The sequence below is a fragment of the Bacteroides sp. AF39-11AC genome, assembly GCF_003474285.1.
Classification (GTDB): Bacteria; Bacteroidota; Bacteroidia; order Bacteroidales; family Bacteroidaceae; genus Bacteroides.
The window spans coordinates 20060-34841 of sequence record NZ_QROH01000015.1; the positions used below are offsets into that span (position 1 = coordinate 20060).

Sequence of the window (14782 nt, forward strand, 5' to 3'; positions counted from 1 at the left end):
TATGTTAAACGGTTCTTGAAAAAAAGGCGGTGAATACGGTAATGCCCCATAGAAGAAGCAGGGTAATGCCGAAAGAAACGGTCAGCGGACGGATTTCTTTAAAGGCTCGTCCGTTCCGGCGTGATACGTAGATCCGATAGCCGAAAAAGACCGCTGACAGCGCAAGCAGGTAATTGAGAATGTCTATCATAATTTGTCTATCAATGTTTGAAGGGGATGATTTTTCTTGTTCGTTTTCTCTTGTTCCATTTGCTCATAGAGCTTCTGTAACTCCGCTTGCACGGCTTGCCTACGCAACTTCGATTCCTGACTCTCTTCTTGGATATACATTTCGTAGTTGGACTTGAGATGTACCTTCACTTGTGAGAGGCTCATGTTCAAGATTTGCTTGGCTACCTGGGTGGTGGCGTTGACTACGCTGGTCACTTCGCTGGCCATCGTGCCGATGGAAGAGAGCGGCATGTCAATGTTCTGTACAAGACCTTGTTCCATACGCTTGGCTGCACTGGCTTTCAGGTTATTGGGCAGGTTCAAACCTTCCATGGCATCATTGTCGAAGACAACCACCGATACGGGATTGAGGTTGTCTCCTACCTTCAGGTTGCTGACTACCACATCGAGGCGGTTGGCTCCCAAAGTGGCGATACCGTAAAACAGCGTGTTGGCCGGTATCTTCATGCCGGATAGGGTTACGTCCTGAAGCAACCGCATCCGTACCGTACTGCCCGTGACTACGGTCTGGTCGCCGTGGATGCAAGCCCTGAAGAGGTTGCTGTTTCCCGGTGCGGAGGTCGGTTGGCGGCGTACCCGCTTGCCGTTTTCGGCATGGTAGATCGGGCCTTTTTGCATCAGGCTGTCGGCGGATGGATGGCCGGAAGGGTTGGCAGCGGCTTTCTCCGTTTTTCCCTCTTGGTCATAATTGACAATCCGTTCATACATGCGCTTGCGGTATTTGTCGGATTCTTCCAGTTCCTTGCGGATGCGTGAGTTCTTCTTGGCTTCCCGGATAATCTCGTTGAGCGCCTGCTCGTCCTCCAGTCCGTCCAGTTGGCTTTCCAGCTGATGAGAGAAGCGTCCGTTCCGGCCACCTCCGTATTCTGCCATGACTTCGCTGTACGGATCGTTCTGCATACGGCGGATGCGCTCCAGTGTGGCACGGTCATACCGCTCCTGCTGGTTTTGCAGCTCGAAGTAAAAATCAGATCCTTTGACCTGAGACTCTTTCAGGATGCGTGCCTTCTCCTGCTCTTCCAGTTTGTCCTGCTTATAGGCTTCCATCTTGTCGTTCACCTTGTCGGCCATTTCCGACTGTGGTTCCAAAAAGGCTTGCGAGGCGGCCTGTCTGTCACTCCCTGACGGCACGTTCCCGTCCTCACGGATGAAGAATACATAAAGGAAGAGGATGCCCAGGATTACCGGGATGGCCATCAACAGCTTGTTCTTGTCTTTGATAAGTTTATTCGGTTCCATGGTCGGTTGGTTTAGAGGTTTCTGACTGGTTTTCATTCTTGCCCGGAGAAGCTGCCTGCGATGTGTTGGTGCCGTTGCTTTCCACGGGTTCGGAATAGCGGACAATCCAATCTTCTATCTTGGCTCCGTGCGCATTTTCCTCGCTGCGGGACAGCATATCATAGATGGTGAACTCCGCTTCGATATTACGTGAGATGCTTCCCCGTGCCCGGTACCCGGTCTGCGTGAAGATTATCTTTCCGGAAACGGGTATCGTTTGTGTGTTAATCTCTACATCCTTGATGCGTACCCCGTAACGGATATTCTTTTGTATGAGTGAGTTCAGCATATTCACATCGTTGTACTCGTTCAACAGCTCCTTCCCCTTGTTGCCTATGAGGTTGAGCGCAAGCGAAATGTTCTTCTCGTAGCTGCTCTCGTCAAAGGCATACCAGTGGGTTACGAAGGTCTTTACATGGTTCATGTATTCGTATTGCCGCATATCGCTGGCAGACAGGCTGCTTGCCTCATAGACTTCTCCCTGCCTGTCGATGACGAGAGCCTGGCCGTATGCTTTTTCTATTTTGTTGATAAGGAAGATGATACTGCTGGCAAAAGCGATAGTCAGAATGATGCAGTACCCGGCTGAAAGCCGGATAGTCAGCTTGACCGCATCATCTGCTCCTTTGAATTTCATCAGATTCATAGTTCTATTTTTTATTGTTGTCGTTTATGAAACTTGCCCCGATAGAGGCGGCACCGCCTACGTTGGTCAGCTTGCCGCCTGCCGCTGCGCCTCCCATCAGGGCGATGGTGGCCGCCGTGGTGACGATTGACACGGTTTTCGAAATGATTTTCCCGGCATCGCTGTGTCCTACGATTTTGGAGGATAGCCAGAAACAGCTGCAATAAGCACCAATCAGGGCGAGATCCATTCCTAAATATTGTATCTGCTGCGTAGCTGCGTCCACCATGTCGGCACTTTCCGTATAGATGGCCTTGAAGGTCTGCCATATGATTTGGTTCAGAATATTGATGACGGTGAATACCATACAGGCGGAGCAGAGCGTACCGAACCAGATACTCAACTGTTTCTGAAAGACCGGCAACATGCTTACGGCAAAGACAAACGGGCCGAGAATGACCAGTAGCTTGACAATGACCACGCCGATACCCAAGATGACTACTTGTATGATTCCTACCAATAGGGCGGAAATGCCATGAAGCACAAGGGTGGCGAGGTTGGCGGGGTTGAGCAGCTGCACAATCTTCTCCACGCTGGAGCGTACACCGGTCATTTCGTCCTCTTCCATCTTTTTATCCAGTTCGTGCTGCATGGCGCCGGTGCTGTCTTCTCCGGCTGCTACCTCCGACTGGAGGCTGTGTTTGTCGTATTCGGCAATCATCTCTCCTTGTTCGATGGCTGATTGTGCCATGAACTGGGCAAATTCCTGCGCACGCTCGGAGGTCAGCGAGGTGGCTTCGTTGATTACTTCCATCGTGCCTACGATGGTTTGGGCGATGGGGGTGTATATGCTTAGGCAGAAGAACAGTACCAGGCAACGGGCGATTTCCATCATGTCGGGAAATTTGTCCTCATTCGGGCTTAACAGCTGGCTGGCTCCGTGATAGAGATAGTTGTATGCTAGGTTGCAGATAAAGCAGATGACACCAACACCGAAGGCGATGACTGTCATTTGCGAAACGAGTTCCATCGTCAGACCGTCCGTGATCTGAAGTCCCCAGAGAAAATTATCTTGATTCATAACGCTTTAATTGGTGTGTCGTGTGAAAGCGGCCAACCGTCCCTGGTAATAGGTCTTCCGGTTATGCCCCTTCATGGATTTGTAAATGACCGTGGAACGCACGGATTCGTTAAACTCACGCATCTCTTCGGCGGCTTTTTCCACCGATTCCTTCACCTGCTCGATAAAGGACATGCGCCCTTCCGAGTTCATCGAGAAGTAACTGGTCACGGTGGCCACCTTGAACAGCAGGTCGGTACTCAGGCTCAGATTGACGGTCACACGCTGAAAGTTGAGAAATTTCAGGCAGTGGTAATTCGATCCTACGTTCAGGTAAAAGCTGTAGTCGCTGCTCAGGCAGGCTACGTCGTCCAGCAGGTCGGCAAGCTCTTTCAATGATTTGAGTTCCTTCAACTGGTCGATCTTTTGCAGGCCGAGCCGCAGTTCCTGGGCATCGATCATTTCATTGATTTGTGTAACCCATTTCTTGACATTGGCGATCCATTCCGTTGAGTTCAGCAGGGTGTGGCCGGGATCATGCACGACGAACTGGGCATGAACACTGCCGGTTCCCATCAGCCCTATCGAGGCGGCAAGTCCGAGTATGAGAATGATTCTTTTCATGACGGTTATTTGTTGGTGATGAATAATAGGGTGAATATGACACATACCAGCCAGGCTGTCAGATAGCTCTTGGCATTTTCCTTTTTCGTGGCGAGTGCCCATACCACGAAAATGAGCGCAACGCCCAAAAGTGCGGCGGCAATGCTTCCGGCAAGATTGTATGCGCTGCCGTTGAAGTCGGTTGACCAGCCTAGAAGGGCGGTCAGCCCTTGGGTGGCGTCATCCATACTTTTTCCTCCTTTCCTCCAGATAGCGGTTGATGGCCGTATAGGTCGAGCCGCTTTCGTTGAACAACTGCTTCAGTCGTACTACTGTCGCCTGGCGCGAATCGAAGGCTACGGCGGCGAAGTCGGACACCTCGTTGCGGAAGATGAAGGCATCGTTCGACATCTTGATGAAAAACTCTCTCCAGCGTTCCGTGCGCTGCAACGACTCGATCATATAGGCCTCTTCGTCCGTGATGGAAAGCACGGCTTTCACTTCCGGCAGGTTCTGCCGGTGTTCTGAATGGTCGAGGATAATCTTGGTCGCGCAGTTGATGATGATGGAGTCCTTGATACTGGACGGCATGTTTTTCAAAAACAGGATGTTCTGTGCGGCCAGCGTGATGCTTCCCTCCTTTTTACGGAAGGTTCGGTACAGGTAGGCGATGAAGTCTCCGAATTTCTCGTCTTGCAGGAAGTCGAGTGCTTCGTCGATGATTAGCTCTTTGGCAAACCCCTGGCGTTTCTTGATTTTATCCACGATCATTTGCAGGGTGATGATGGCAACGAGTGGAAAGTACTCTTTCTTAGAGGCATCTTCCATATCGAAGGCTATCAGCCGGTCATGCACGATATCCACGTTCTCGGTAGCGTTCAGCAGGAATGACAGCTCTCCGTCCGTATAGGGTTCCAGTAAAAGCAACAGCTCCTCTATCTCGAATTTCTGTTTCTCAAACTCGGTCATCCGTTTGCTGAACACTTCCTTCAGATAAGCCCGGTAAGTTATCAGCGTCGGGAAGATACGCTCATGCTTCTCTCCTATTGAAGAATTGTTCACATAGTCGTAAAATCCGATGACGGATTTCCTGAGAATGGCGTTTTCGGCAGGCAGCATGGGTTCACGTACCTTCCAAATGTAGCTGATAATGGCGACGATGGTCTTTATCTGGTCATCGGCAGACTCGGCATCCGTGGTGTCGATGTACAGGTATTTGCCGTTCTTGTCACGGTCACACAAGAAGGGGTTGAACGCAAATTTCTTCTGCTCGGTAGAGTCGAAGTATTTGCCCCGGTTCAAGGCTATCATCGAGCGGTAAGAGCCGCCGATGTCAATGATCATCACATCCCGGCCCAGCTCATAGCTTTGCAGGATGTAATTGTTCAGCCAGAAAGATTTACCGGAACCGGACGGGCCGATAACGATGCGGTTCTTGTTGTTCAGCGCCGGATAATCCCAGAGGTTTATCTTGGCGGGAGTACCGAAACGGTCATGGTAGATATGCCCTTTCTCGTCCGAAAGGTACATCCCCTCTTTTTGCAGATAGCAGATGGCCTGCTTGGTCGTGTTGACGAAGCCCCGGTAATTGGCCCTGGCATTGCCGGGTATGTTGCAGAAGAACAGGTTGCACAGCTCGGCGTTCTCCACATAGCACGAACTTTGGTTCATAAAGCTGAAGCCTTGCTGTACCAGTGCGGTTTTCCGCATGAGCGAGGTGCGGTCTGTATCGTTCAGCACGACATTGAAGGCGGTATAGGCGGTCTGGTAGTCGAACTGGGTAATCTCATCGCAGAAGGCTGCCTGCTCGCGTTGCTTCTCTGCCGCCGGAGGGTAGAAGTTGGTGATGTAGTTCAGCGCGTCTTTCTCCGCACCGATGGCCGTTACGGTGGCATCTGGATCGGTTATCTCTATCACGATGTTTACGATGTGGTTGAACGGCAGGCCAAGTCCTACGGGGTACAGCATCGAGCATTTGCTCCGTATGCTGTCCGGTATCTCTATGTTTCCCCCGTATGCCTTCGACTTGCCGGTGTGCGGCACGGCCAGTTCCTGAAGATGCTCGCCTTCGTTGGTCAGCGAAAGGATGGAAACGTGCTGCTGCCCTATTTTCATGCTTCCGCTTTCACTGACAGCCATAGGGTTGACGCTCTTCTGCGTGGCATCGTTTTCCGGTGTCTCGTAAGAGAGGTTGACGTAGTCGTAGATGGCGTTGTTCAGTTCCGTATCATCCATCTTGCGTATCTCAAACTGCTGGATGGACGACAAACCGTTCTCAAAGTTCATCAGAAAGGCTTCCATTTCTGTCAGCCGTTGCTGATATTCCTTATAAGGTTGCTTGAACGGGTAGTGCAGCTTTCGCATCAGCGAGGTGCCCGATGCGCTTTTGCGTATCTTACCGTTTCGGCTGCCGTTCGTGAACGTCACATACAGGTTGGTGTAACTGTTCAGTATCTCCTTGCCGTTGAAATGACGGTTGTTCTCCGCTATCAGGGCATTGGAAGAGTATTCTGCATGATGGTATCGCCCCGTATAGTAGAAATTCTGCTGATGGATGACCGTGCCTGCCGGAAGCAGCTTCAAAAGAGCCTCCAACCGCTCATGGATGTATTGCGCCTCGCTTTCCGACAAGGTGAACACTTCGGGCAGAAGCAGCCGGTAGCCGACGGTGATGTCACCGTTCCCGTTGATGACGGCGTTCTCCGTGATGGTCTGGATAGGCAAGACACTTTCCAGATCCACGGATTTGTCCTTCACCTCTATCTCTGTCTGCCGGATATACAGCAGAGCAATCAGCAGGCACAGCGCACAGATTAGCAGGGATATGAGTATGATGATTCCTATCATGGTTGCTGTTTTAGGATGAATTTGAAAATCTGCCGTTTGTCCGTTATCTGCCGGGGGGTGGCGTTCTTGATCCGGAGGCCGGTCAGGTAGTCCGGGTTACCGGCCTTGTGTTCCTTTTTCAAGGTTTGGAACAGCAGACCGGATAGAAACAGAATGGCGGAAATGATTCCGATGATGAGTATCGGGTGCAGCTGCTTGAATATGCTCACGATGATGATGATGGCCGTCAGCAGCATGAAGATGGCGAACTGTCCCGATGACAGACCGAAGAACTTGATCGGCTTGTTGATTTTACGCATGGTTCTCATGGCTCTTCGTTTTTAGATAATCAGGAAGGCTACCATGATGACTACCACGGCGATGATCCAGCCGAGCAGGTATTCCTTGGCATGGGGATTGTTCGTGGCAAGCGAATAGATGACAAAGACCAGAGCGATGCCGAGTACCGCCGCCAAAATGTATTTGGCTACGTCCAGAATGGTGTCCGCACCCTCTTTGGCTTTGTCTGTCACTTCGGATAGGCTGTTAATCTTCAGGCCGCTTTGTGCCTCCGCCACTTGTGCCGTTCCCAACAGCGTGAAGAATATGAGAAAGGTGAAGATAACCTTTCCATAGCGGTTAATGACTTGGTTCGCTTTTTCTCTTACATTTTCGATTGCTTTCATTTTGTTCCTATTTTTTAATTAAACATGAATCGTTTTCAGTCTCTCCCATTGCACATCCTTATACTTGATGGATATGGGCTCTTCTTTCGGCTGTTCCGGCAGTGGTTTGCCTGAGTAGTAGTAGGCTCTTCCATGCAGGTACATATCGGCTATCTCGGCAGCCAATTCCTCTTCTTCCAGCTCAGGCTGAAATACCACGCAGATGACCGGACAGGCTCTCTCCTGCCCTTCCTTGCGCACCGCCTCCCTTATCGGCTTCTCTTTCTCCTTTCCGGAAGAAAGTGCTTTCTTCTTTTTCCGAAAGTAAAAGTGAAGCGTGACACAGGCGAGTATGGCAACCAGTATCAAATCCACTACGTTCATAAGAGTTGCCAGATAATGAGCCAAGTGACCAATGCCGTGATATAGGTGATGATGGCCTCTTTGGTGCGCTCGTGGTTGCTTATCAGCTTTTTAAGTACCGCTAGTCCGGCACATAGAAAGCCTACCCCTATCAGCATGGCGCCTATTTCACGGTATAAGGAGATCAGGCCGGATACATTTGTATCGGCTAACAATATGATAATAAGCATGGTGATATGATTTGTCGGTTAGTAGAGCAGTATCTTTATTCCTACGTTCCAGACAGTGTTCCACTTGTCAATGGATAGGGGATTCCAATGTTGTTGTATGCGGGCAAGCAATGCCGTTCGGGGCAGGATGAATACTTCCAGTTCCGTTTCCAGTTTCGGGCCGATGATGAAGTTGTATTCCTTATCGGGGTGGCGGACGTATTCTGTACCGATGAATCCTCCCAGGCCGATGCCCCAGTAAACGGATTTCAGGTTGCAGGCCAGGGTTCTGTAATAACCGCCGTCCACAAAAAAGTCCTTACCCTTGTCATGTATCGTTTCGGGAATCGTTTCTTCCGGGTTCAAGGTAGAGACTTGCGGTAGGTTGGCTGTATATTCGTAAGGTTTCTCAAAATAGCTAAACCCGGCTTTCCAATAGCTTGTCCGGTTGATGTATCTGGAAAAGGACAGGTTGTAATAGTTGCCTGCATTGCCGAACAGGTTAGTGCCGTAGTTCAATTCAAGTGCCGGGATGTTCTCATAATGGCGTTGCGCAAAAGCGCTTACGGTGCATAACAGCAGGCTAAGGCTGATAGCAGTCAGTCTGATGTGTTCCATGGGAATTACTCTTTAGGTTATTAATGTTATATATTTTTCTATTTGTCTCATACGGTGTTTCCAATTTACGCGGATTCCTGTCGGCAGAACCGAATCAAGGTGCTTATCGCGTTGTTTTCGCTCCAAACATATAGATTATATACGGGAGGACAAATTTTATGAAGGGCTTTTAAAGGGCCTTTCGTGTTTATTTAATGTGCATTAAAAAATACATGTGCCGTAAACCGGCAGGTGTGGAATAATTCTACAGAAAAAAGCCGGATAGGATTAGTTGTGTAAAACTGTCCTGCCCGGCTTATAGGGTTTGGTTTATATGCGCTTTCGGATGTTGCTCAATGCTTGTGGCGTGATGCCGATATAACTTGCTATGTCTTTTAAGGGTATTGAACGTAACAGCCATTTTTCATTGGCCAAAAGCGCTTTGTAACGCGCTTCGGCATCCAGTGTGTAAAACTCCTCTTCCCTTATTATTTTGCGGTTGATGGATCTTACCAAATGTATTCTGGCCAGCTTGTTGAAATTGATGGATAACTCATATAGCTGATGAAGATCTTTTTTGGGCAATCTCCAGATCTTGCATGGCTCCAATGCCTTGATATTGTAGTGGGCATGGTGTTCTTCATGTGAAAGGAAAAAATTGATGAACTCTTTGGCTTGGATAAACCGTGCTGAAATCTCTCTATTCTCTTTGTCCGGAAACCATAACCGGACGATGCCGGATTCCAGATAATAGAGGTAGCATACTTCCTCGCCCCTGGTGACGAGGTGTTCTCCCTTTTTGATATGGATAAGCTCGAAATGAGCATCAAGATACGCCTTTTCTTCGTCTGTCATCCGCACGTGAAGATGGGCGCCCATTACCATGAGCGTCTCATCTATCAGGGTGGCAATTGTTTGAACCATTGAATTTGTTTTATGTTTATATAAGGGTACGGAAACGTACCCTCTAACATGGACGTGGCGTTCCAACAACAAAGGCACGCCCCGTACCAGTTTCATACTGGTACAGGCATGCGCCTGTTGTTGTTAATTCCTTAACGATAGATGCCACTCTTTTGTTAGACAGACGGACGTATGTAAAAAGCGGGCTGCCAATTTTCTGACAATCCGCTGCAAAGATACTATTTTATGGTTTTTGTTCCAACTTTTAGGGATTTAAGTTGACGGCAAGGTCTTCTGGACGAATGCCTACTACCTTTATATAGATATCCCGGTAGATGTTCTCCTTAATCTCCTTGTCCTCTTCAGAATAAAGCCATGCGGTAAATTCATGATAATATTCGCCGGTTCCCAATTTAAAGAAATCCTTATATTGATAATGTCTGCTCACGGGAATGCCTTTCTTGTTTAACAAGAAGCATGATTTAAGCGCATCGTGATATTGCGAGGTCAGTATCGCCTTTATCTTTTCGTCGAAATATTCCAATGTTTCCTGGTCAAAGAAAAACTGTACGGTGTAGGGCCACTTCTCCCCTTTTCCTTTGATGTACTGGTATTGGAATTTGGTTCTCTCCAGCTTTTTGTTGATACCGTTTAAGATGCTGGTCACCTTCTTCTTCCGGTCATGGTTGTCCTTTACCGTTACATCAAATTCCTTGGCAAGTTGGTCAACCGTAACGGTGAAATAAGGTGCTTGTCCTTGGTCAATCTTATACTTGATCAGGTAAATCATTTTCGCCAGGTTCAGATAAAACTTGCGGTAGCCTTTGCGGTTGGGCAGGTTACGGTAGTCTTTCAGTTCCAGCAGATTGTATTCGGTAAGCAAAGTATTCATCAGATCTTTGCTCAGATGCACGTTGTAATTCCGCTTGGTGCGCTTTTTCGTGCCGAAGTTATCCTTTATCTCAAAGCGGTCCAGTATTTGAATGAACTTATATTGCGTCTTGCCGTTCATGGCGTATGCTACACTGAGGTTGGATGTCCCTAAACGGTATAACGCCGCTTCAAAGGTGTTCTCTATCGGATGCTCTATCTTTTGGCCGTTCTGTTCGGTGATATATACCGGACGTTGGTTGCTGAACAGGAAATCAAGCTGCTTCTCGGTCAGTTTTCGTTGCAACTTGGTTCGTTCATACCCCATGACCTCACAAAAATCGTTGATGGAGAACCAGCAGTCGCCGAACAGATCTTTCATTTGTGAAGATGCCACGTAAATGATAATGTCAGACATGACAGTGCCGCCTGCATCAAATAGAACTTCCAATACTTTCGTGTTGGAAGACTCGCTGAGAGTCCTGGGGACTCTGCTCAACTCTTTTTGTGTATTACTTTCCTTCATAGGCGGACACTTGTTGTTTACTGATGCAAAGATACGTTTTTTTACGGAGATAGTGAATCTAACTCCCTATAAATGAAGATTCCAAAGCATTTTTTTCGTGCTGTTTCTTGATTTAGTTGTGTAAAAGTGTCCCGACTACGGCTGTTTCCGATCCCCCAGTTGTGTAAAAGTGTCCCGAATGGCCGGTTTAGTTGTGCAGAAGTGTCCCGGATTCCTGATTTAGTTGTGTAAAAGTGTCCCGAATGCAGATTCTAGTTGTGTAAAAGTATCCCGACTTTCCTGTTCAGTTGTGCAGAAGTGTCCCGAATAGTCGGTTAGTTGTGCAGAAGTGTCCCGGTTACGAGAAGATGCCAGTAAGTGCTAACTTGCAATAATATAGTTGATTATACGGAAAACCTCCCTTATTAGTTGTGTAAAAGTGTCCCACAAATACTTAAATCCCTAAAAACCTAAATAAAACGAAGAAATGATTTTGTTACCGTATTCTTACTTTCGGAAAAAATTTTGAGGTGGAAACAAGTAGAGGTTTGAATTCTTTAACATATTGTCCAGGATAATAGGCAAAGGGATTTTTCCGCAGTTGTGTAAAAGTGTCCCGGTTCAATGCCGGCCTTCACTAAAACGGTGTGCAAAAATAACGCCTGCCCGACGGATGCAGTCGAACAGGCGTATATATTTTTCCGAAAGTAGAATCAGATGCTCATATACTTCTTCAGTATCGCTTGAATCTCCTTGTTATGGCTGGTCAATATGTCTTCAAGAATGTTGTTTGCGATGTTGTGCATTCCTAATCCAGTGGCCATAGCAATCTGCTTCAGCTTTCTGTGGGTTTCGCTGGATATCCGGATTACTTCGGTGTTCTTTAATTTTCGCTCTTCCAGATATTCCGAGAATTTTTTTCCGCAGACTTTGCTTTCTTCTGTTTTTGGAGAAGACTGCACGGAAGGTTTGGATTCCGGCTTTTCCATTTGTTCCGGCTGAGGTTCTTGGACGGTTTCTTTGACTGGAGCCGATTCTTTCACCTCTTCATGGATGGGGTGCTCAATCGCAGGTTGGGGGATAGTGCTTTCCGCAACACTTCCGATCTGCTGGATTTCCTGCTCTTTCTTACTGGCGCTTTGCAGCAAGAGTTTTCTCATGGCGGCTGATGATGTCCTTTCTTTGTTGGTTGCCATAGCTTTATTCTCCTATATGGTTACAGATTAATTCCAATACCTCTTCACAGAAAGCATCACAGGGATGATGGTACGCTTTACTCAGCGTACTTAAATTGCGTTGATAGTCAACCCTTGAATCCTTGATGTAGTTTTGCATCAACTCGAAAGGCAAGGTTTTTTTATTTTTCAAAATTTCTTTGAACTCCAGCACATTCGGAAGAACACGGTTCATAACACCACGCACGGTAGTCTTTTTACCAATCTTTCGACGGCTTTCGATAATCCCTTCATAGATGTTATAGTAAAAGGTCAATGTAGGTCTTAAATCGGTCTGGTTCGGTTCGAAGGGAATGATGATCACGTCAACGAAGTGCAGCGTTTCAACTACACCGTTTTGTTTCAGGTTACCCGGAAAATCGACAAGTATAATGTCGTAATTGTCCTGAAGGAAATCCAGTTGGTTGATGAACTCTGAGGAAGAGATATTGATAACCTCATATTCTTCTTCCTTTTTCATGATTCCGTCCTCGGCTTCGTCCTCACGTAATTTTCCGATAGTGTTCTGCATGTCGTCGATATCCACCACGGCAATGGATAAGCCCCCCTCTTCGTTTGACTGCGAATGAATATAACCTGCAAACAAAGCTGTCAGCGTAGACTTCCCTACCCCGCCCTTGGGATTCTCAAAAGCTACGACTACTCCTGGTAATATTTGTCCCATAATGTACGTTTTTAAGTATGTGCGCAAATATATAAATAATAAATTAAATAATTGCATACTTTTATAATTAATTTATTATACACTTTTTTACTTAATTGTATAAGTAATTACATATATAAATATAAATATAAATATGTACATACTTAATCTTATAATTAAGTATGTATGTTCATACTTTGTAATAATATAATTAGTAATTATGTATTTTGTAACTAATGGCTTTCCGTTCGCCTGTTACAATGTGCGTAGTTACTTTGTAACAAAGTGAGCGGTTAATCTGGATTAAGAAATCAAGACTTTTGTCTGGTTTTGTTTCACAGCTGAGTATTATTGTATATCTTTGCTAATGCAAGGTATGTTTTTGTGGGTACAAAAAACCTTGCGACAGCCGAGCTGCCGACCAATGTTCGTTACACTCACATACTCTGTATATATGAAAGAGAATCGAGATATAAGTATAAAGATCCGCTTGACGGAAGCCGAGAAAGAACAGCTTCTTCAACGTTCAAAGGAAGAGGGAAAATCCCTTTCTTCCTTTATCAGAGAGTCTGCCTTGAAAGGCAGAAGCATATCGAAAACCGATGTGCAAATGATATATGAACTTCGTAAAATAGGAGCCAATATCAACCAGCTTGCCAAACATATCAATACGCTTCCGTCCGATGAAAATATATTGTATTCATTGGATCGGATTAACCAATACCTTTCGGATGTAGAAACCATTAACCGGAAATTGTTATGATAGCCGAGATACAACCTTCTTTCTCATCCCACCTGTCCATGAGCCGGAAAATTGAATACCAGCTTTCCAAGGTCAAGGAAGGAAACGGAAAAGTGCTTTACACCTCCACTGGTGACGAACTGGCCGCCATGCCAGCCTACATGAAACTTATCTCCCAGTTGAATGACCGGGTGAAACTACCTTATGCGGAATTTATTCTGAGCCTCTATCCGGGAGAAAGCCTTTCCGATGAACAGTGGCTTTCTCTTGCCGGGGAATATATCGAGAGGATGGGGTACGGAAAGTCCTGTTATGCCGTTGTCCTAAATACCGACAAGGCACACAGCCATGTGCATGTGCTGCTGACCACAATTGATGAAGAAGGCAAAAGCATTCCTTCCGGAAATAATTACAGCCGTTCCGAAAAGATCTCAAGGGAACTGGAGCAGAAGTACGGTCTGTTGCCTTTGGAAAGGGAAGGAGGCAAGAGAACCACGTTGGGAGAGGCGCAATACCGTAACTATTATTTCGATGCGGCCTTGAAGAAAGCCATGCGTAGTTATAATTACAAGGATAAGGTATCGGCTGTCCTGGAACAATCCGATACATACCGGTCTTTGAATAAACCCTTGCAAGAAATAAAATTGGCCAATGAAGAATGGCGTGTCCTATTGGGGGATGAAAGCTATGACAACCTTTTCGCATTGCTGGAAAAAGGAGGTTTTTTCAACCCCTTGTTCAAGGATGAACTGTTACAACAGCTTGACCGCATCTACTCTTTTTCCGAAAGTACATCCGATTTCCGAAGGAACCTGGAACAAGAAGGATTGTATATGCGTCTGGTCACCAAGAAGGACAAATCCTATTATGTCTATGGCATCAAGGATTCAGGCTTTTACCTGAAGGACGTTTCACTTCCTCAGAAATATCGTTTTGGTAATATTCGTTTTGATGGCCGGGGCATGAGCGCCGATGAACAGAAGCATTATCTCTATGACCATGTGTTTAAGGCATTGAACGCTTCTTTAGGCTATGAGGATTTTAAGAAAAGGTTGGCGGAAGAATCGATCCGTGTGACGGAACATGTAAACAGCAAAGGCGCATACGGGATTTCCTTTTATATGGAAAACGTGGAAAATGCTCATGTCTTTAAAGGTGCGGATCTTTCCCGTAAGCTCACTTATCAGAATATCCAGAAGCATTTCGATGGTGTGGCTGTCGGTCTCTCGCCACATATCGATAGGGTAGGGGAGTTCCGTGAGCGGGTGGATCGTGAGGCTTTCTATATGCAGGGTGGGGGAGTTATGGCCATTCCGGAACTTGACATTACCGGCAGCGGGAAGAAGTCGCAAGAGGATGATCTCATACCGTCCAAAAAGAAACGGAAACGCAAGAGTGGTCCCGATTTCTCATTATGATGAATACTA

The 14782-nt window shown here is 46.9% G+C and carries 18 protein-coding genes; 2 read left to right on the forward strand and 16 right to left on the reverse strand.

Features of this window, described 5'->3' with window-relative positions:
* Window positions 1-4: 4 nt before the first annotated feature.
* From DW036_RS24330 to DW036_RS24405, 16 genes are all read right to left on the reverse strand, one after another.
* A complete protein-coding gene (locus DW036_RS24330) occupies window positions 5-190 on the reverse strand; it encodes a hypothetical protein (protein ID WP_007564699.1) in 186 nt (61 codons plus the stop codon).
* On the reverse strand, window positions 187-1470 hold the full coding sequence (gene traM, locus DW036_RS24335; protein WP_005868892.1) for a conjugative transposon protein TraM: 1284 nt from the start codon (window positions 1468-1470) through the stop codon (window positions 187-189). Before traM ends, DW036_RS24330 begins: the two co-directional genes overlap by 4 nt.
* Complete coding sequence (locus tag DW036_RS24340) at window positions 1457-2155, reverse strand: hypothetical protein (RefSeq protein WP_005868891.1); 699 nt, start codon at window positions 2153-2155, stop codon at window positions 1457-1459. The genes traM and DW036_RS24340 overlap by 14 nt, the downstream gene beginning before the upstream one ends.
* A 4-nt stretch (window positions 2156-2159) precedes the next feature.
* Window positions 2160-3215, reverse strand: a complete 1056-nt coding sequence (locus DW036_RS24345; protein WP_005868890.1) for a hypothetical protein — start codon at window positions 3213-3215, stop codon at window positions 2160-2162.
* Between the two features lie 6 nt (window positions 3216-3221).
* Complete coding sequence (locus DW036_RS24350) at window positions 3222-3818, reverse strand: hypothetical protein (protein ID WP_005868889.1); 597 nt, start codon at window positions 3816-3818, stop codon at window positions 3222-3224.
* Between the two features lie 5 nt (window positions 3819-3823).
* Window positions 3824-4045 carry a hypothetical protein gene (locus DW036_RS24355; RefSeq protein ID WP_005868888.1) on the reverse strand — a complete coding sequence of 74 codons (222 nt, stop codon included), beginning with the start codon at window positions 4043-4045 and terminating at the stop codon, window positions 3824-3826.
* Window positions 4038-6644 carry a TraG family conjugative transposon ATPase gene (locus tag DW036_RS24360; RefSeq protein WP_005868887.1) on the reverse strand — a complete coding sequence of 869 codons (2607 nt, stop codon included), beginning with the start codon at window positions 6642-6644 and terminating at the stop codon, window positions 4038-4040. Before DW036_RS24360 ends, DW036_RS24355 begins: the two co-directional genes overlap by 8 nt.
* On the reverse strand, window positions 6641-6952 hold the full coding sequence (locus DW036_RS24365) for a hypothetical protein (protein WP_005868885.1): 312 nt from the start codon (window positions 6950-6952) through the stop codon (window positions 6641-6643). The genes DW036_RS24360 and DW036_RS24365 overlap by 4 nt, the downstream gene beginning before the upstream one ends.
* Before the next feature lie 12 nt (window positions 6953-6964).
* Window positions 6965-7309 (reverse strand): hypothetical protein, encoded by a 345-nt coding sequence (locus DW036_RS24370; RefSeq protein WP_005868883.1) that lies wholly within the window; start codon window positions 7307-7309, stop codon window positions 6965-6967.
* A gap of 18 nt (window positions 7310-7327) precedes the next feature.
* A complete protein-coding gene (locus DW036_RS24375; protein WP_005868881.1) occupies window positions 7328-7672 on the reverse strand; it encodes a hypothetical protein in 345 nt (114 codons plus the stop codon).
* The gene (locus tag DW036_RS24380) at window positions 7669-7881 is read right to left on the reverse strand and encodes a hypothetical protein (RefSeq protein ID WP_005868879.1); all 213 of its coding nucleotides are present in this window, start codon (window positions 7879-7881) and stop codon (window positions 7669-7671) included. Before DW036_RS24380 ends, DW036_RS24375 begins: the two co-directional genes overlap by 4 nt.
* 18 nt (window positions 7882-7899) lie before the next feature.
* Window positions 7900-8478, reverse strand: coding sequence for a conjugal transfer protein TraO (locus tag DW036_RS24385; protein WP_005868877.1), 579 nt, complete (start codon window positions 8476-8478; stop codon window positions 7900-7902).
* A gap of 309 nt (window positions 8479-8787) precedes the next feature.
* Window positions 8788-9381, reverse strand: a complete 594-nt coding sequence (locus tag DW036_RS24390; protein ID WP_005868875.1) for a Crp/Fnr family transcriptional regulator — start codon at window positions 9379-9381, stop codon at window positions 8788-8790.
* Between the two features lie 244 nt (window positions 9382-9625).
* Window positions 9626-10756, reverse strand: a complete 1131-nt coding sequence (locus tag DW036_RS24395) for a hypothetical protein (protein ID WP_005868874.1) — start codon at window positions 10754-10756, stop codon at window positions 9626-9628.
* A 692-nt stretch (window positions 10757-11448) separates the two neighbouring features.
* Entirely contained in the window at window positions 11449-11931 is a 483-nt protein-coding gene (locus DW036_RS24400) for a DUF3408 domain-containing protein (RefSeq protein ID WP_005868873.1), read from the reverse strand.
* 4 nt (window positions 11932-11935) lie between these two features.
* Window positions 11936-12634 carry a ParA family protein gene (locus DW036_RS24405; RefSeq protein ID WP_005868872.1) on the reverse strand — a complete coding sequence of 233 codons (699 nt, stop codon included), beginning with the start codon at window positions 12632-12634 and terminating at the stop codon, window positions 11936-11938.
* 403 nt (window positions 12635-13037) lie between these two features.
* Here DW036_RS24405 and mobC point away from each other — a divergent pair, with 403 nt between their 5' ends.
* Together mobC and DW036_RS24415 are read left to right on the forward strand one after the other, a co-directional pair.
* A complete protein-coding gene (gene mobC, locus DW036_RS24410) occupies window positions 13038-13376 on the forward strand; it encodes a plasmid mobilization relaxosome protein MobC (RefSeq protein WP_008770294.1) in 339 nt (112 codons plus the stop codon).
* The gene (locus tag DW036_RS24415) at window positions 13373-14773 is read left to right on the forward strand and encodes a relaxase/mobilization nuclease domain-containing protein (RefSeq protein ID WP_005868870.1); all 1401 of its coding nucleotides are present in this window, start codon (window positions 13373-13375) and stop codon (window positions 14771-14773) included. Before mobC ends, DW036_RS24415 begins: the two co-directional genes overlap by 4 nt.
* The last annotated feature ends 9 nt before the right edge of the window (window positions 14774-14782 follow it).